General features: G+C 61.7%; 17 protein-coding genes and 1 pseudogene. 8 read left to right on the plus strand and 10 right to left on the minus strand.

The features are described from left to right. Window positions 1-288: 288 nt before the first annotated feature. Entirely contained in the window at window positions 289-657 is a 369-nt protein-coding gene (locus GH983_RS11885; RefSeq protein ID WP_069043754.1) for a hypothetical protein, read from the minus strand. Between the two features lie 153 nt (window positions 658-810). Next, entirely contained in the window at window positions 811-1,227 is a 417-nt protein-coding gene (locus GH983_RS11890) for a secondary thiamine-phosphate synthase enzyme YjbQ (RefSeq protein ID WP_371418341.1), read from the minus strand. Window positions 1,228-1,327: 100 nt separating this feature from the next. Between GH983_RS11890 and GH983_RS11895 the strand changes: the two genes are divergently transcribed. Continuing rightward, the gene (locus GH983_RS11895) at window positions 1,328-1,789 is read left to right on the plus strand and encodes a heme-degrading domain-containing protein (protein WP_153762479.1); all 462 of its coding nucleotides are present in this window, start codon (window positions 1,328-1,330) and stop codon (window positions 1,787-1,789) included. A 12-nt stretch (window positions 1,790-1,801) separates the two neighbouring features. Here GH983_RS11895 and GH983_RS11900 read toward each other — a convergent pair whose 3' ends face one another. Together GH983_RS11900 and GH983_RS11905 are read right to left on the minus strand one after the other, a co-directional pair. Continuing rightward, a complete protein-coding gene (locus tag GH983_RS11900) occupies window positions 1,802-2,182 on the minus strand; it encodes a nuclear transport factor 2 family protein (protein ID WP_069043751.1) in 381 nt (126 codons plus the stop codon). A gap of 74 nt (window positions 2,183-2,256) precedes the next feature. After that, window positions 2,257-3,159, minus strand: coding sequence for a LysR family transcriptional regulator ArgP (locus GH983_RS11905; protein WP_194842712.1), 903 nt, complete (start codon window positions 3,157-3,159; stop codon window positions 2,257-2,259). 89 nt (window positions 3,160-3,248) lie between these two features. On the opposite strand from GH983_RS11905, the gene GH983_RS11910 reads away from it, so the two are divergent. Further along, complete coding sequence (locus GH983_RS11910) at window positions 3,249-3,848, plus strand: LysE/ArgO family amino acid transporter (protein WP_069043749.1); 600 nt, start codon at window positions 3,249-3,251, stop codon at window positions 3,846-3,848. A gap of 75 nt (window positions 3,849-3,923) precedes the next feature. Beyond that, window positions 3,924-5,072 (plus strand): amidohydrolase, encoded by a 1,149-nt coding sequence (locus GH983_RS11915; protein WP_153762481.1) that lies wholly within the window; start codon window positions 3,924-3,926, stop codon window positions 5,070-5,072. A gap of 11 nt (window positions 5,073-5,083) precedes the next feature. Here GH983_RS11915 and GH983_RS11920 read toward each other — a convergent pair whose 3' ends face one another. Further along, window positions 5,084-6,142: a DUF930 domain-containing protein gene (locus GH983_RS11920; RefSeq protein ID WP_153762482.1), complete on the minus strand. Its 1,059-nt coding sequence runs from the start codon at window positions 6,140-6,142 to the stop codon at window positions 5,084-5,086. A gap of 146 nt (window positions 6,143-6,288) precedes the next feature. On the opposite strand from GH983_RS11920, the gene GH983_RS11925 reads away from it, so the two are divergent. Both GH983_RS11925 and GH983_RS11930 read left to right on the plus strand, forming a co-directional pair. Further along, the gene (locus GH983_RS11925; protein ID WP_153762483.1) at window positions 6,289-6,522 is read left to right on the plus strand and encodes a type II toxin-antitoxin system Phd/YefM family antitoxin; all 234 of its coding nucleotides are present in this window, start codon (window positions 6,289-6,291) and stop codon (window positions 6,520-6,522) included. After that, window positions 6,522-6,944: pseudogene (locus tag GH983_RS11930) on the plus strand (type II toxin-antitoxin system VapC family toxin). Before GH983_RS11925 ends, GH983_RS11930 begins: the two are co-directional and overlap by 1 nt. A gap of 62 nt (window positions 6,945-7,006) precedes the next feature. On the opposite strand, the gene rpoD reads toward GH983_RS11930, so the two are convergent. From rpoD to dnaG, 3 genes are all read right to left on the minus strand, one after another. Next, a complete protein-coding gene (gene rpoD / locus GH983_RS11935) occupies window positions 7,007-9,070 on the minus strand; it encodes an RNA polymerase sigma factor RpoD (protein ID WP_054151569.1) in 2,064 nt (687 codons plus the stop codon). Between the two features lie 383 nt (window positions 9,071-9,453). Next, window positions 9,454-10,761: an adenylate/guanylate cyclase domain-containing protein gene (locus GH983_RS11940; RefSeq protein WP_054151568.1), complete on the minus strand. Its 1,308-nt coding sequence runs from the start codon at window positions 10,759-10,761 to the stop codon at window positions 9,454-9,456. A gap of 81 nt (window positions 10,762-10,842) precedes the next feature. Beyond that, the gene (gene dnaG / locus GH983_RS11945; RefSeq protein WP_054151567.1) at window positions 10,843-12,840 is read right to left on the minus strand and encodes a DNA primase; all 1,998 of its coding nucleotides are present in this window, start codon (window positions 12,838-12,840) and stop codon (window positions 10,843-10,845) included. Between the two features lie 147 nt (window positions 12,841-12,987). Between dnaG and GH983_RS11950 the strand changes: the two genes are divergently transcribed. Both GH983_RS11950 and GH983_RS11955 read left to right on the plus strand, forming a co-directional pair. Continuing rightward, window positions 12,988-13,290 (plus strand): BrnT family toxin, encoded by a 303-nt coding sequence (locus tag GH983_RS11950; protein ID WP_153762484.1) that lies wholly within the window; start codon window positions 12,988-12,990, stop codon window positions 13,288-13,290. Then, the gene (locus GH983_RS11955; protein WP_153762485.1) at window positions 13,253-13,585 is read left to right on the plus strand and encodes a BrnA antitoxin family protein; all 333 of its coding nucleotides are present in this window, start codon (window positions 13,253-13,255) and stop codon (window positions 13,583-13,585) included. Before GH983_RS11950 ends, GH983_RS11955 begins: the two co-directional genes overlap by 38 nt. A 55-nt stretch (window positions 13,586-13,640) precedes the next feature. Here the strand turns inward: GH983_RS11955 and GH983_RS11960 are convergent, their stop codons facing one another. Then, complete coding sequence (locus tag GH983_RS11960) at window positions 13,641-14,093, minus strand: GatB/YqeY domain-containing protein (protein ID WP_054151565.1); 453 nt, start codon at window positions 14,091-14,093, stop codon at window positions 13,641-13,643. Window positions 14,094-14,409: 316 nt separating this feature from the next. Here GH983_RS11960 and carA point away from each other — a divergent pair, with 316 nt between their 5' ends. Continuing rightward, complete coding sequence (gene carA, locus GH983_RS11965; protein ID WP_153762486.1) at window positions 14,410-15,615, plus strand: glutamine-hydrolyzing carbamoyl-phosphate synthase small subunit; 1,206 nt, start codon at window positions 14,410-14,412, stop codon at window positions 15,613-15,615. Window positions 15,616-15,651: 36 nt separating this feature from the next. Here the strand turns inward: carA and GH983_RS11970 are convergent, their stop codons facing one another. Further along, window positions 15,652-17,064: an MATE family efflux transporter gene (locus GH983_RS11970; protein WP_371418343.1), complete on the minus strand. Its 1,413-nt coding sequence runs from the start codon at window positions 17,062-17,064 to the stop codon at window positions 15,652-15,654. Window positions 17,065-17,226: the final 162 nt, after the last annotated feature.

Genomic DNA, 17,226 nt, shown 5'->3' on the forward strand with positions numbered 1-17,226 from the left:
GGATGGAGTGGTGGTGTCTCATGGATTGGTCCTTGGACCGGCAGCGGTGTCGAAAAAGGTCCGACATCGCAAGAGCGCCGGAGGCTCTTGCCAGAGGGGCCCGGACCAGCGGGTTGATGCTGATATGGCAATCGATTCGGGCGTCTTCAAGGCATCGGGATCAACCGATATGAAAAAGTCGGGCCATGCAGCCGGGGTCTTGTCTGGCCCCTTGTTGCATGGCCCGGGCAGCGGGCGATCAAGGCTCAAGCGTTCGGGCGAAAGCCGATCGGCTCCGCAGCCATGGCGTCAGTGGCGAATGACCGGGCAGCCGCGGACATTGGCGAAGACCATCCGGTCGCGACCACCGTGACGGACACCGGCGACCACCACGCGCCGCGGCGTGACATCGGCGATGAAGGCCCGGCGCAGACCGTTCCAGCGCGCCTTTTCCACGGCCTGATGCGGACGGCATTCACCGCGACGGGGCCGATCCCAACCGGGCCGATCCCAATCCGGGCGGTGCCCCGGGCGATCCCAGCCGGGGCCGCCATGGCGTGGACCTTCGATATAGACGCCCCAGCCGAAGCTGTCGGCCGAAGCCGTGCTGGCAAGGCCCGTGGTCGCCATGACCGAGACGATGGCTGCGAGACCGATTTTCCGAAGCATGCCGATCATTTTCTCTCTCCTAGGACTGGCGCATCCCGGCGCCTTGGTTTCCATCCCGCCGTTTCGAGCGATTGAAGAGAGAATAGATTCGGCTGGCTGAATGCAGTCCGAATCCGTCATTCAGCGACTGTTCACCTTGCGGGGCAGAGCCACTCCGACGTCTCAGACATGCAAGACGACCTCACGCCGATGCGGGTTGTCGCGGTGTTCGAAGAGATAGATACCCTGCCATGTCCCGAGCAGCAGGCGCCCGTCGCAATACGGGATGGAGAGCGACACCGGCAGAAGCGCAGCCTTGATGTGCGCCGGCATATCATCCGGCCCTTCGTCGCGATGAGTGATGTAGTCCATCGACGGATGCGTCGTCGGTGGCACGAGGCGGCGGAAAAAGGCCTTGAGGTCCACCTGCACCGAGGGATCGGCATTCTCCTGGATCAGCAGCGAACAGGAGGTGTGACGCACGAAGACGGTCATGACGCCCTCTTCCAGGCCGCTGGCAGCAAGGAACGAATGCACCGCCTCGGTGAACTCGTAAAGTCCCTGCCCGCGCGTGGCGATCATCAGTCTCTGTATGGTCATGCCCATCCTTTCGTGCTTCGGCGGGGAGAACCGACGTCGGCCCCTAGCCTATCCGGACCACCCTCTATAGTCTCGCGCCGACAAACGGAGGAGCACCGAGATGAGCCTGATCGAAACCATCGAGAGACAGGAAAGCCTGCTCGTTTTCAAGAGCTTCGATGAAAGGGTGGCGCTCGATGTCGGCCAGCGCATCGTAGACTTGGCCCTGTCGCAGAAGGCGCCGGTGGTCATCGACATCCGAACGCCCGACCGCACGCTGTTTCACGCCGCCCTGCCTGGCGCCTCGCCCGACAATGATCATTGGGCTCGCCGCAAGAGCAATGTGACGCTGCGCATGCACAAGGCATCGCTTCGGGTCGGCGAGCTCAATCGCGCCCGTGGCCGCAGCGTGTCAGCAGACATCGGCCTGGATCCCATGGACTATGCCGATCACGGCGGCAGCTTTCCAGTCCGGGTGGAAGGCACCGGCGTCGTCGCCGCAATCACCGTTTCCGGTCTGAAGTCGGAAGAGGACCATGCGATGATCGTGACGGTCTTGGAAGCCTATCTCGGCACCGGCTGAAGAGAGCCTCGCTTAAGGGCGCGTTCCCGCATAGAGGCTGAGCCGCAGGAACAGATCGCTCTCGCGCTCAAGCACGAGGACGGCTGGCAGGGCATAGGGGCCCTCGTCGCCGTCCACCCCGCCGTCGGCGTCGCGGCGGTCCGAGCCGTTCAGCGTACATTCCACCGCAACGCGAAAGCCCGCGGCATCCACCATCACCACATGATCCGACAGCGTGATGCCATGGCGCAGAACATAAGCCGCCAGCGTGTCCCGGAAGGATGCATGGCCGATCACCCGGATGCCATCCGGCAGATCGAGCACCGCCTCTTCCTCGAACATCGAGAGAAGCCGATCGAAGTCATGCCGATTGAGGGCATCGATGACGGCAAGTGTCTGTTCTTTCAGGGACATGGGCCTCTCCTTCTTCTCAGACAAAATAGGCCTGTCAGCGCGGGAAGCAAGATGCCGCCCCGGGCGGCCCGGCGTCACCGGATTGGGCGCAAGACACGGGCGGACGCGCGGATCACGGCTTCGGTGACCGGTTTCATCGCCCCGGCCACGGAGCGGCTGACGTGCCAGTAGAGCGGCACGTCAAGCGGCTTTCCCGGCACAACTTCACGTAAACGTCCGTCGGCAAGAGCGGCGCCGGCAAGCAGTTCGGGGTTCATGCCCCAGCCGAGGCCGGCAATGGCCGCATCGACAAACGCGTGGCTGGAGGGCAGCCAATGCGAGGGACCAGTTGTTGCGACACCCAGCGCCTCCTCCGCCCAGCGGACCTGGAGCCGGTCCTTGGAGTTGAAGGTGATGACGGGAGCCCGGCCGAGGCTGGCCGAGGTCACGCTGTCACCCTCGAACCATTGCGCCATGAACCGAGGGCTTGCGGTCGCCAGATAGCGCAGCGTTCCGAGCGGTCGGCAATCGCATCCCTGGACCGGTTTGGCCGAGCCGCTGATCGCAGCCCGCACCTCGCCGCGCTTCAACCAGTCGGCACTGTGATCCTGATCGTCGATGACGAGATCGAACAAGACGCCCTCGATATCCTGCATGGCTGCCACGAACCAGGTCGCAAGGCTATCGGCATTGACGGCAAGCCGCAGCGTTGGGAAGCCGGCGGCGTCGCCGCCTGTGCGAGTAGAAAGCCCGAGATCGCGGCCCACTCCCTGTTCCAGGAGACGCACCTCTTCGGCATGGCGAAACAGGCGTTCGCCGGCCTCTGTCGCCCGGCATGGCTGCGAGCGAATGACGAGCGATGTGCCAACCTGTTCCTCGAGCTGCCGCAGACGCTGGGAAATTGCCGATTGGGTCACATGCAGCATCTGGGCGGCACGCTCGAAACTGCCCGCCCGAAGAACGGCAGACAGAGCGGCAAGCTGGGACGGATCAAACATCAGAAACCCTTATCCTGCATTAGACTTATTAGCTTCTCTAATTTGCCGGAGGCGACTAGTCAAAGCGGCATCGCCAACGGGAGTTCGCCATGTTCACTGCCGCCACCGCCGGGTTCCTGCTCGGTCTCAGCCTCATTGTCGCGATCGGCGCGCAGAACGCCTTCATCTTGCGTCAGGGTCTGCGGCGGGAGCATGTGCTGCCGCTCGTCCTCACCTGCGCAATCTCCGATGCGATCCTGATCGCGCTGGGTGTCGCGGGTTTTGCAACGGTTCTGTCGCGCCTCGACTGGCTGGAACCGGTGATGCGCTATGGCGGGGCCGCCTTCCTGATCGTCTATGCGCTGCGCAGCGCCCATTCCGCCTGGGCCGGGGGTGCGAGCCTCAGGGCGGGAGAGACACCTGCGATGAGCATGAAGGCAGCCTTTCTCACCTGCCTCGCCTTCACCTGGCTCAATCCGCATGTCTATCTCGATACGGTCGTGCTTCTGGGCTCGATCTCGACCCGCTACGCCGGACAGGAGACCGCCTTTGCGCTCGGCGCGATGACCGCTTCCTTCACCTTCTTCTTCAGCCTGGGTTATGGCGCGCGCCTGCTTGCCCCCTTGTTCGCGAGGCCCGTCGCCTGGCGTGTTCTCGACGGTTTGATCGCCTTTGTCATGGCAGCCATCGCGCTCAAGCTGATCCTGTAACCTTGTGCCCGCTTCGACTTGGGCGACGGCCCGCGATGGTATAGACCGGACGCGCAGTGTCATGAGGAGGGACCGATGTTTCTGACCAACCGCGATGTGATCGAGCTTCAGGCTTTTCGGCACGAGCTGCACCGCCATCCGGAAGTGTCAGGCGAAGAACGGGAGACCGCCCGCCGCGTGGTTGAAGCATTGCAGCCACTCGCACCCTCCCGGATCGTCACGGATCTCGGCGGTCACGGCGTTGCGGCCGTCTTCGACAGCGGACTGACGGGCCCCACGCTTCTCATCCGCGCCGAACTCGATGCCTTGCCGATCGAGGAGAAATCCGCAGCCCATCATCGTTCAACCACTCCAGGTAAGGGCCATCTCTGCGGCCATGACGGTCACTCGACCATCCTTCTGGCGCTGGCGCGGGGCCTGTCCCGGCAACCCGTCGGCAAGGGACGCGTGGTACTGCTCTGGCAGCCGGCAGAAGAAGACGGAAGCGGGGCCGCTGCCGTGCTCGCAGATCCGCGTTTTGAGGAAATCCGGCCTGATTTCGCCTATTCGCTTCACAACATGCCGGGCCTTGCCTTCGGCACCGTGGCGCTGAAGAGCGGTCCGGTGAACTGCGCCTCACGCGGCATGAAGATCAAGCTATCCGGCAAGACCGCTCACGCCTCCCAGCCGGAAACCGGCATCTCGCCGATGGCGGCCATGTCCCGTCTGATGCCGGAGCTCACAGCACTCTCGCATGGAGCACCGCCATCGACGGACTTCACGCTGGCAACAGTCACCCACGCATCACTTGGCGAACAGGCCTTCGGGATTGCGCCGGGCGATGCCGAGATCTGGGTCACACTGAGAACCCTGGTCGACGAACGAATGGCGGATCTCTGCGCCAAGGCCGAACATCTGGTCGCCGAGGCTTCACAGACCGCCGGGCTCCAGCACGGCATCAGCTATCACGACATCTTCTTCCACTGCGAGAATGCTCCGGAAGCCGTAGCGCATCTGGAAGCGGCACTGCAGGCGGAGGGGATCCGCTCAGATGAAGGCAACCTGCCGATGCGGGCGTCAGAAGATTTCGGCCGTCTGCGCGCCGTCTGCCCCTCGGCGATGTTCTTCCTCGGCGCCGGCGAGAACCACCCTGCCCTGCACAATCCCGACTATGACTATCCGGATGACCTGACCGCCATCGGCGCGCGCGTGTTCATGGCGGTCATCCGCAAGGCGCTCGGCTAAACGCTCCGCCCTCAGCTGTCCGGAAAGCCGCGCTCCGCCCATTCCGCGCGCGGAACAGCCTTGCCCACCGACAGCGAGAAGCGCACGACCTCGGTCGCGTCGTCGTCAACCTCGCAGCGCACGGCAATGTTGATCCAGGACCCGTTGACATCGCGGAAGGCCGCGAGCGGCACGTCGACCACATTGCCCTCCCGCAGGCGCAGGATCGGCAGGAAATAGGGCACATAGGCAGGTGTGCCGTTGCGAAGCTGCTGACTGAGTTCGGTCCCGCACAGCTGATCCCCGCGCTCCTGACGCGTCAGCCCGGCCATGGCCGTCATCGCCGCCCGATCCCCTGAAATCGCCGAGGAAAAAAGTTCGGCTACATCCCGCGGCTCAAGCTGCGCCTCGGAGATTGCCGCGACCACGGCAGGGTCGGTCGCTTCGTCCTGAGTGCTGGCTTCGGCTTCGCCTTCCCCTGTAACCGTCTCCGCCGCGGCCTCCGGCAGGGCCCCATCGAGTGGCGGAGCTTCCGGCAGCGTGAGCTCGGGCTGCGCCAGCGTCGGCGCGGCATCGGCAACTTCATCCGCCTGTTCCTCAGCCTGCGCCTCTTCGGCGGCCTCGTCCTCGGCTTCGGTGCCCCGGGCAATTTCCGGTCCGCTGTCTCTTTCACCAAAGCGCACCACCGGCCGAAGCACGGGAATGGGCGCAGACGCTGCGTCGGGCAGTTCCGGTTCGGGCACGGGTGGTTGCTCGACGGGGTCCGGCTGCGGTTCGGGTTCGACTTCCGGTTCTGGTTCCGGTGTTGGTGGCTCCGGCTCGGCCGGCAGCGGCTGGGCCTCAGCCGTTTCCTCGGGCGGAGGCTCCGCCGCCTCGGGCTCGGGCTCGGGCTCTGGCTCTGGTGCAGGCTCCGGCTCCGGTTCAGTCGGGGGCGCAACCAGCGTCACCTCGACCGCCTGTTCTTCAGGCGAAAGCTCGACAGGACTATCGAAACTCAACAGGAAAACGGCCACTGCAAGCCCGTGCAGCAGCAGAGAAAGGGTCAGCCCTCCCCCGAAGCGCCGCCAACCTGTCGTCTTGGTATCCGTCATGATCCGATCCATAGCGACGATTGCGGCAAAAAGAGAGGTTTAATCCAATCCCCGTGCAGAACTTAGCGGCACGAATTCTTTTCTCCGGCTGCAGATAGGATTATGATGAAGATAGTTCCAGTAATCCGTGTTTGGGAGCGGCCCGCATGACAACCGTAAGCATTGCGACCGCTAAAGAGCGTCTGAGCGATCTCATCGCAAAAGCCGAACAGGGCGAGACGATCGAGATCGAGCGTCATGGGAAGGCGGTTGCCCGACTCGTGCCTGCCGATCAGGCTCGCGAAGCGATCGATGTCGTCTGGCTCGACAGTGTGATCAGGCAGATGCCGCAGACAGCCGATAGCGGCATCCGCCGTCTGCACGACGAAGACCGCTATTGATGGCCTATGTCGACACTTCTGTTTTAGTCGCGCTTCTAACGAACGAGCCAGCAGCGGACCGTGTATATGCGTGGCTACGGGATCAGGAATCGGGCTCACTCCATATAAGCGTTTGGACCATGACTGAATTCTCGTAAGCCCTGTCTCTTAAACTGCGCACAGGGCAAATCGACATGACGCAGAAGGCACAAGCTCTCGCCGCATTCAATCAACTCGTCACCCGCTCGCTGGTCATGTTGCCAGTGTCATCATCCGACTACCATGCCGCCGCCAGGCTCTGCGATCGGACCGAATTGGGCCTGCGAGCCGGCGACAGCCTCCACATTGCCATCGCTGTCAGCCATGGCCTCACGGTGGCCACGCTCGACAAGGTTATGGCTACAGCTTGCAGCACGATTGCCCATCCGATCATTGCGATCTGACAAAAACAAAAAACCCGCCGGATCGCTCCGACGGGTCCTGATGTCAAACACCCATGTCTGGATCAGCTGTCCAGGAAACTCCGAAGCTTCCTCGACCGGCTCGGATGCTTCAGCTTACGGAGCGCCTTTGCCTCGATCTGACGGATACGTTCGCGGGTGACCGAGAACTGCTGGCCGACTTCTTCGAGCGTGTGGTCGGTGTTCATGCCGATGCCGAAGCGCATGCGGAGCACGCGTTCTTCACGCGGCGTCAGCGAGGCGAGAACGCGGGTTGTTGTTTCGCGCAGGTTCGCCTGGATGGCGGCGTCGATCGGCAGAAGCGCGTTCTTGTCCTCGATGAAGTCGCCGAGATGCGAATCCTCTTCGTCACCCACGGGGGTTTCGAGCGAGATCGGCTCCTTGGCGATCTTCAGGACCTTGCGGACCTTTTCGAGCGGCATTGCGAGCTTTTCGGCCAGTTCTTCCGGCGTCGGCTCGCGACCGATTTCGTGCAGCATCTGGCGCGATGTGCGAACGATCTTATTGATCGTCTCGATCATGTGCACCGGAATACGGATCGTGCGGGCCTGGTCGGCGATCGAGCGGGTGATCGCCTGACGAATCCACCAGGTCGCATAGGTCGAGAACTTGTAGCCGCGGCGATACTCGAACTTGTCGACCGCCTTCATCAGGCCGATATTGCCTTCCTGAATGAGGTCGAGGAACTGCAGGCCGCGGTTCGTGTACTTCTTGGCGATCGAAATGACGAGACGCAGGTTCGCCTCGACCATTTCCTTCTTGGCGATACGTGCTTCACGCTCGCCCTTCTGGACCATCGACACGATGCGGCGGAACTCGGCGATCGAGATACCGGTTTCGGTGGCAAGGTTCTGGATTTCGCCACGGATATCGCGGATCGTCTGGTTTTCCTCGCGCGCAAAATCCTTCCAGCCACGCGCCGAAAGATTGGCGATCGACTTCATCCAGTTCGGGTCGAGTTCAGCACCCTGATACTGTTCGAGGAACGAGTCACGCTTGACGCCATAGCTTTCAGCAAGACGCAGCAGACGGCCCTCGTTCTGCATCAGGCGCTTGGAGATGTCGTAGAGCTGCTCGACGAGGCTGTCGATTCGGTTCTGGTTGAGCGACAGCGACTTGACCGCCGTGACCAGCTGATCCTTCAGCTCCTTGTAGCGGCGCTCCTGGCCTGATGACAGCGTGCCGGCACAGGCAAGACGCGCCTCCACCTGCTGGTCCTGCAGCTTGCGCAGCTTCTTGTAGGTGTCGGCGATTAGGTCGAGGGTCTCCATGACCTGCGGACGCAGTTCCGATTCCATCGCGGCCAGCGACAGGTTCGATTCGTCCTCGTCCTCTTCCTCTTCTTCCGGCGGCATGCCTTCGCCGCCGATGGCGGTGATGTCGTCGTCGTCACCGGAAGCGGCCTGCGGACGGCGCTTGGCGCGCTCCTTTTCCTTCTCTTCGGCTGCCTTGCGGTCGGCCTCGATCTTTTCCGGGCTCTGGAACTGCGGTGCCGCCTTGGCTTCCGGACCGGAATAGGTGGTTTCGAGATCGATGATCTCGCGCAGAAGCGTCGTGCCTTCGTTGAGTTCGTCGCGCCAGATGATCAGCGCCTGAAAGGTCAGCGGGCTCTCACAAAGGCCGGAGATCATCGTCTCGCGGCCGGCCTCGATGCGCTTGGCAATCGCGATTTCGCCTTCGCGCGACAGAAGCTCGACGGAGCCCATCTCGCGCAGATACATGCGCACCGGATCGTCGGTACGGTCGGTCGGCTCTTTCTTCTTGGCGGTCGCCACAGCAGTGCCAGCCGTCGGGGCCAGTTCGCCGCCTTCGCTCTCGCCTTCTTCCTCGGCGTCGTCTTCCCCACTCTGGGCTTCATCGACGTCTTCATCTTCGATGACGTTGATGCCCATGTCGGAAAGCATGGCCATGGTGTCCTCGATCTGCTCGGAGGTCACTTCCTCCGACGGCAGAACCGAGTTCAACTCGTCCATGGTCACATAGCCGCGTTTTTTCGCGGCCTTGATCATCTTTTTGACCGCGTCATCGGAAAGATCGAGAAGCGGACCGTCCGGCGCGCCGTCGCGTTCGCTGTCGGCTTCTTCGTTTTCTTTGACTTTCGATGCCATTTATCTTGTCGCTTTCCCTGACGTCTGATCATGCGGCTTGCCGCCGGAGGAATGGGAGACGAACCACTCACCCGGGCGGATAGCTGTCACTGACCTAACGGAGTGTTGCTTAATTCCTGCTTAACTATGGGCATTGCGGTCGCAGCGCCGAAAACTCGTTTGTCTGCATGACCGGTCACCATACCAGAGATCCGTCCGAACCCACTTCACCCTTGTGTGCTTGGATTGGTGATTCCCACAATTTTTCCTGACGTCAAGCCTTTCCGGCGGCTCGACAGGGAAAATCAACAAAACAAGCCGTTCAACGGCGTCTTTATCACCGATCTTCGCAGATGTAGGACGTCACGCCCGAGAAACAAGAGGCAAAACCCGCAAGAGCCGAGTCATGTCGCGGTGAGAGACTCACTCTTGACACCCGTCAGGAACCAGACCCGCATCAACCCCTTGCCCTTGACATCGATCTCACCACGCAGCTCGAAATCGAAACGGCTCTCCAGGCGCTGCTTCAGGCAGTCGGCAACCTGGATACGACCGGCAACGCCATGGGATTCCATATGCGCCGCCGTATTCACCGTATCGCCCCAGACATCGTAGAGAAGCTTGTTAGTCCCGATCACGCCGGCCACCACCGGCCCCGCATCAAGGCCGATGCGAACCTCCACCACCTCGCCCACCTGTTCCGAAATCTTGCGGCAGCAGGCGATGATATCGAGCGCCATCAGGGCGACGGCTGTCTCGTGATCCGGCTTCGGTTCGGGAAGGCCGCCGGCCACCATGTAGGCATCGCCAATCGTCTTGATTTTCTCCAGGCCATGCGCGTTGGCAATCGCATCGAATTGCGAGAAGACACGCCCTAGGAAGGCAATGACCTGTTGCGGCTGCCAGCGTGCCGCCCTCGGCGTGAAATCGACGATATCGGCAAACAGGATGGTGGCAGACGGGATCTGGTCGGCCACGACCTGCGTCCGGTGATCGCGAAGCCGGCTGGCCACTGCCTGCGGCAGAATATTCTGCAGCAGCCTCTCCGAGAATTCGTGTTCTGATTCCAGCGCCATCTCCGCCTGGGCGGCTTCCTTGAAGGCAAAGAAGGAGGTGGTAAAGATCAGCAGGAAGGCAAAGGGTACCGTCAGGTAGTAGAGCGTATTCAGAAAAATCGGCTCGACCCGGATGAAGTCGAGCGGCGCCACGAAGAGGATTTCGGTCGCAAGGAAGGCAGCCAGTCCGACAATGGTGACAAAGGCGGAAAGCAATAGCCGCTCTGCCCCGAAAACGAGCATGGATGCCGCCGCCCCGGGCAGGAAATAGAAATGCAACCCCGAGTCCCGGCCGAAGAACATGCAGTAGCCGATCCCGAAGATCAGCCAGATCGTGCACAGGTAAAGCGCCCCAGAAATCGGTCCGTAGCGGTGAAAATAGGGGGTCAGCGCGTAGAAGATCACCTGCGGAGAAAAGGCGATGATCGCCGGCAGCAGGCCATACCAGTCATAGGCCACGTAGAGCAGCACATAGGGAATGGTCATCAGGCTGACCATCGCGGCGATGATGTTGGTGACGGCGAGCCTGCGGCGAATACGCGGCGGATAACCGGCGGTTCCGATCCTTGCCACCCACCAGACGGCATTCGGCAGGCGCCAGAACGAGCGGAGCTTGCGCCCGTTGCGGGCTATGAAATCGAACTCGTGCTGCGCCACTCTTGTTTCCGGTAACAATGGAACAGGACCTGAATCCCCCATTTGCCGCCGCCGTGCAACAGGTTTATGCAAACGATTACATCAGGCGTGTCCGGTCGCCGGCCCCTTGACGCGTCCAGACATCACGCCAAAGCCATCGATGATGGCTTCCTGGTTTTCCATGCGCGTCACTTCGAGCTGCACCTCATGCAAGGCGCTGATCACCTGCTCGATGCGCGCGCCATCGTCAGTTTCGGTCGCTTCCGCAATCTCCCGCTCCAACTCCATGCGCTGACGTTTCAAGGCCCTTGCCCGCTTGTAAAGCGCGAGCGCCTGGCGATAGCCCTCACGGGCATCCTCGGACGCAGCAATTTCCGTGGCGATCCAGAGCCGCGCATTGCGGATCTGCTGGTCGAGATTACGCAGCAGCGTGCCGTGACCATGGGCCTCAAGCTTCTGGATCAGGATATCGCGGCTGAGCGCAGGGCCTGCTTCCGCCACAGCCGTCAGCAGCGACGACCACAGTTTCTGTAATCCCGCATGCTCGTAATCGATCGCGGCAACCTCATCATACTCGCCCTCGAGAAGCTGCGGATGATTGACGATGGTCAGCGCAAGCACGCTTTCCCTGAGCGTCGGCTGATCGAGCGCGCCGCGCACGAGGCCTGATCGCGCCAGCCGGTCCGAAATCGTGCCACGGCTTGAGGCAACGGGCCCCGGAGGACGCCCGCCGCCATTTCGGGCACCCTGCCCCTGCCCGCGGCTGCCGCCCTGGAAATTGCCACGCTCTCCGCGGCCGGGCTGACTGCCCTGGAAGAAGCCATAGAGGCGGTCACGCACATCCTGCTGATAGTGGCGACGGACGTTTTCGTCGGCAATGACGTTGACGATCTGCTTGAGCTTCGCTTCAAGTTCGGCGCGCTTTTCCGGCGTATCGAAGCCACCGGCCTGGGTTTCGCGCATCCAGACCATTTCGGCGAGCGGACGGGCCTCGGTCAGCACACGGTCGAACGGCTGGCGCCCATCTCGCTTGACGAGATCATCCGGATCCTTGCCGTCGGGAAGCATGGCAAAGCGGAGCGACTGCCCCGGCTTGATGTGTGGCAGAGCCAGATCCACCGCCCGGAACGCTGCCCGCTGGCCCGCGCCGTCACCATCGAAGCAGAGGACCGGCACCGGCGTCGTCTTCCACATCAGTTGCAACTGGTTTTCGGTCAGCGCCGTGCCGAGCGGCGCGACAGCGTTCTCGATCCCGGCCTGGTAGAGCGCGATCACGTCCATGTACCCTTCGACCGCAATCAGGGTATCTGCGCCGTCAGCCCCCTGCATCGCCCGGCGAGCGCGGGAAAAATTGTAGAGAACATTGCCCTTGTGAAAGAGCTCCGTCTCGTTGGAATTGAGATACTTCGCCATGGCATCGGCCGCCATGGCACGCCCGCCGAAAGCGATGACCTTGTCACGTGACGACAGGATCGGGAACATGATGCGATCGCGGAAGCGATCATAGGAGACCGGGATATCAGGGCCATGCACGACGAGCCCGCAGGCCTCGATCTGCTCCTTCGGCACCCCCTTGGAGGCCAGATACTCTTTCAGCGCATTGCGGCTTTCCGGCGCATAGCCGAGCCTGAAGGTCTCGATGGTCCGCCCAGAGAGGCCGCGCTCACGCAGATAGGCGCGTGCCCGCGCGCCGCTCGCCGTCTGCAACTGGTCCTGGAAGAACTGCGTCGCCATCTCCATGACGTCCTGCAGCGTCGTGCGTTCCCGCTCGCGCCGCTCTGCTTGCGGATCGGGCTGCGGCATCGCAATCCCGGCCATATCGGCCACCTGCTGCACCGCCTCAACGAAGCTCAGTCCTTCAAGATCTGTCAGGAAACGGAAGTGATCGCCGGACACGCCGCAGCCGAAGCAATGATAGCGGCCCTTGCGATCTTCGCAGTGAAAGCTTGGGCTCTTCTCGCCATGGAAGGGGCAGCACGCCCAGTAGTCCTGCCGCGACACATTGGTCTTCTTGCGATCCCAGGTCACGCGGCGGCCCACCACGGCCGAAATCGGCACGCGGTCACGGATCTCGTCGAGGAAGTCGCTGGAAAAACGCATCGGTGTCCTTGGGAAGCTGATCCTCCATATAGGCACCCACTGGCCAGAGCGCCAAGGCTTTCGCGCGGAGTGCCCGTTATTCACAGAGGTTGAACATCATGACGTTTGTATATACACTTGTAGCCGACGGATACGAGAGCCGCTGCCATGCGAAGCCTGGACGACATTCCGCAGGAAGAATGGGCCTTCGAGTGGGACGAGGTTAAACGGATCAGCAATCGCCACAAGCATGGAATCGACTTCGATGACGTTGTCTTGGCACTGTCCGAACCTCGCCTTGAAACACAGACCCTGACCAACGGTGAATTGCGGATTCTTGCGACTTGCCCAGAAAGCGGCCGATTGATTACCGCCGTCTACACCATGAGAGGAAACGTCTGTCGGATCATATCCGCCCGCGTTGCGAGAAGAAATGAGCGAAGAGAATATCACGCGCACTACCATCTCTGAGATTCTGGAAAAACGGGCGCGGGGTGAAAAAAGCCAGACCGACTGGGCGCGCGTCGATGCGATGACCGACGAGGACATCGAACGCGCCATGCGCGACGATCCCGACTGGCAAGACTACATGGACATCGACTGGTCCAAGGCCAAGATGGTCATCCCCGACAGAAAGAAGGCGATTTCGATCCGCCTCGACCCTGACATCATCGATTTCTTCCAGGAGACCGGCAAAGGCTACCAGACCCGTATCAACGCGGTCCTGCGCCACTTCGTCGACGAGCAGAAGCGCTCGAAACCCTGAAACGCAAGACGCCGCCCGGAGGCGGCGTCGAACATACGTGAATGATGCCAGGCAGTTACTTCAGGAGGTCCTTGACCACGCCCGAGGCCTTGCCGAAATCCATCTGGCCGGCATAACGTTCCTTCAGCGCATTGATGCACTTGCCCATGTCGCGCAAGCCTTGCGCGCCGGTTTCGTTGATCACCGCAGCGCAGAGTTCACGCACCTTCTCTTCCGAGAGCTGCTCGGGCATGAAGGACTTGATGATGACGATTTCCTCGCGCTCCTGGGCAGCCAGTTCCGGGCGGTCATTGTCGGCATAGATCTTGGCGGATTCGTCCCGCTGCTTGATCATCTTCATCAGGATCTGCATGATCTCGTCGTCGCTGACCGGATCCTTGCCGGCACCGCGATGCGCAATGTCCCGGTCCTTGATCGCGGTCTGGATCAGACGCACGGTCGACGTCCGACGGACATCCTTGGCCTTCAGGGCTTCTTTCAGCGAGTTGGCGAGCGTGTCGCGTATCATTTTCTTCTCCGGGGAGCGGCCGCTTCGCTCTTGGCGATTGTGGCTTTTCCGTGTTTGTTGAGTGGTTCTCATAGCCAGACATTTGCTGCGGCGCAAACGAATTGAGCAAACCCTTGAAACGGCTTGGGAGAAATCCGTCCCGGAAACAACTCCGGAATTGACCTCTCCCTGCGATGCGTCTATTGCTCGGCACCTGCACGCAAATTGTCATCAGGGCCGAAAACGCGCGACTTCGCGCGCCCTCGATCTACAACATAAATGGTCCTGCGAGGTCGCTCCGACAAGGGGCCGGCACGCGGGCGAACAAGGAACGACCATGACCGCGACAGCCCCCTGGACGACCCGCAAGCCGACCGCCCTCCTCGTTCTCGCCGACGGCACCGTCATCGAAGGCCACGGAATCGGCGCGACCGGCAAGGTCCAGGCCGAGGTCTGCTTCAACACGGCACTCACCGGATACGAGGAAATCCTCACCGATCCCTCCTATCTCGGCCAGATCGTCACCTTCACATTCCCGCATATAGGCAATGTCGGCACCAATGACGAAGACATCGAAGACCTGACGCCGGCAGCACGCCACGGCGCGGTCGGCACGATCTTCAAGGCCGATATCACGGAGCCTTCAAATTATCGTGCCGCAAGCCATCTCGACGCCTGGTTGAAGGCCCGCGGCATCATCGGCCTCTCGGGCATCGACACCCGCGCCCTCACCGCCTGGATCCGTGAGAATGGCGCCCCGAATGCCGTCATCGCCCATGACCCGAACGGCGTCTTCGACATCGAGGCGCTGAAGGCCGAAGCCAAGGCCTGGAGCGGTCTCGAAGGCCTCGATCTCGCCAAGGTCGCGACCTCGGGCCAGTCTTCCGTCTGGAACGAGAAGGTCTGGTCCTGGACCGAAGGCCATACGACTCTCGGTGCGGACGACGCCAAGTACCACATCGTCTGCGTCGACTTCGGCGTGAAACGCAACATCCTGCGCCTCTTTGCCGGCCTCGACTGCAAGGTCACGGTCGTTCCCGCCACCACCTCGGCGGAAGACATCCTGGCGCTGAACCCGGATGGCGTCTTCCTGTCGAATGGTCCGGGAGATCCGGCAGCAACAGGCGAATATGCCGTGCCTGTCATCCAGAACCTTATCAAGACCGACAAGCCGGTCTTCGGCATCTGCCTCGGCCACCAGATGCTGGGCCTGGCGCTCGGCGGCCAGACCGAGAAGATGCACCAGGGCCATCACGGCGCAAACCATCCGGTGAAGGACTTCACGACAGGCAAGGTCGAAATAGTCTCGATGAACCACGGCTTCGCAGTCGACTCGAAGTCGCTGCCGGAAAACGTTGAAGAGACTCACGTTTCGCTGTTTGACGGCACCAATTGCGGCCTGCGCCTCAAGGGCAAGCCGGTCTTCTCCGTTCAGCACCATCCGGAAGCCTCACCCGGCCCGCAGGACAGCCACTACCTCTTCCGCCGCTTCATCAACATGGTGCGCGAAACGAAGGGCGAACCGGCACTTGCCGAGCGCTGAGACGCTTCAGTCAGACTGGATATTGGCGGCCCGGGTTTATCCCCGGGCCGTTTGCATTTCATGCCGGACCTTAAGGTAGAAGCGAAGGCTCAGCATGACGGCAGCGCTCGCAAGTCCAAGGCAGAAGCCGTACCAGATGCCGATACCACCAATCCCGAGCGGGAAGGCCATGAGCCAGGCGAGGAAGAAGCCGATCGGCCAGTAGGAAACGAGCGCCAGGATCATCGGTACGCGCGCATCTTTCAGCCCGCGCAAGAGCCCAGCCGCAATTGCCTGCAACCCGTCGACCAGCTGGAAAAGCCCCGCGACCATGACGAGCGGCCCCGCATAGGCCAGCACCTCGGCGGCGGCCGGGGCATTCTCGTTGATGAACGCGGCAGACAGTTGGTTCGGCACGAGCAGGAACAGGATTGCGCCCGAAAGGGACATCAGACCGGCAATGCCAAGCACCGTGATCGATGCCCGCACCAGCTCCGGATAATTGCCGCGTCCATGCGCAAGGCCGATCCGAACGGTTGCGGCTTGCGCCAATCCAAGCGGCAGCATGAAGGCAATCGAGGCGAGTTGCAGTGCGATGCCATGGGCGGCCAGTTCGATCGTGCCGATCCGCCCCATCAAAAGCGAGGCAGCGCTGAACAGGCTGACTTCCGCAAGCACGGTGACGCTGATCGGCATCCCGAGATGCAGCACTTCGCGAAACGCCTGCCAGTCCGGCCGCCAGAAGCGCACGAAGAGCTCGTAACGCCGCGTCTCGTCCCGGGTCTGGATGTAGATCACCATGGCGACGAAGCTCACCCACTGCACGATGACCGCAACGATCGCCGCCCCGGTCATGCCGAGCGCCGGCAGCCCGAAGTGCCCGAGCACCAGCGCATAGGCGAGGATCGCATTGAGGACCAGGATGCCGAGCGTCACCCACAGCACGATCCGGGCCCGGCCCGTCGCACTGACCAGCGCACGCAAGACGGCAAAGAGCAGGGCCGGAAGCAGGCCGAGCTGGATGATGAAGACATAGTTTGCAGCAAGGCTTGCCACCTCGGGCTTTTGCCCCAAGGCGAGCAGGATCGCCTCCGCATTGAAGAACAGCGGCATCGTCAGGATCACGTAGAGGATAGAGACCCACATGCCCATGCGGATCGAGCGACGGACAGAGACGACGTCACCGCGTCCATATGCCTGAGCGACCATGGGCATGACAGCCATGGAGAAACCGGATCCGAAGATGAAGATCGTGAAGAAGAACTGCCCGGCCAGCACCATGGCTGCGAGCGGTACCGCTCCAAGCTGACCGACGATGACCACATCCGTGGTGTGAATGCCGAGTTGCGCCAGCTGCGCGCCGATCAGGGGAATACCGAGCGACAGTGTCGCCCGGATATGCGACATCCAGGAGCCGGCGCCGACAGGCGCATGGCTTGAGGTTTCGATCGTGACAGCATCGGTTTGCATGGCTTTATTCCAACGAAAAAAGCCGCTTCCAGAGCGTACTGGTGAGCGGCATGTCACATCGGGATAAGCGGCAACCTGCAATCCAGCAAGGTGAAATCGACAACCTGCAAAATTATTGCGCGATACATCAGCAAGATTGATGAAAATCAGCGCTTAAACATC

The organism is Agrobacterium sp. MA01, assembly GCF_009650195.1.
Classification (GTDB): Bacteria; Pseudomonadota; Alphaproteobacteria; order Rhizobiales; family Rhizobiaceae; genus Allorhizobium.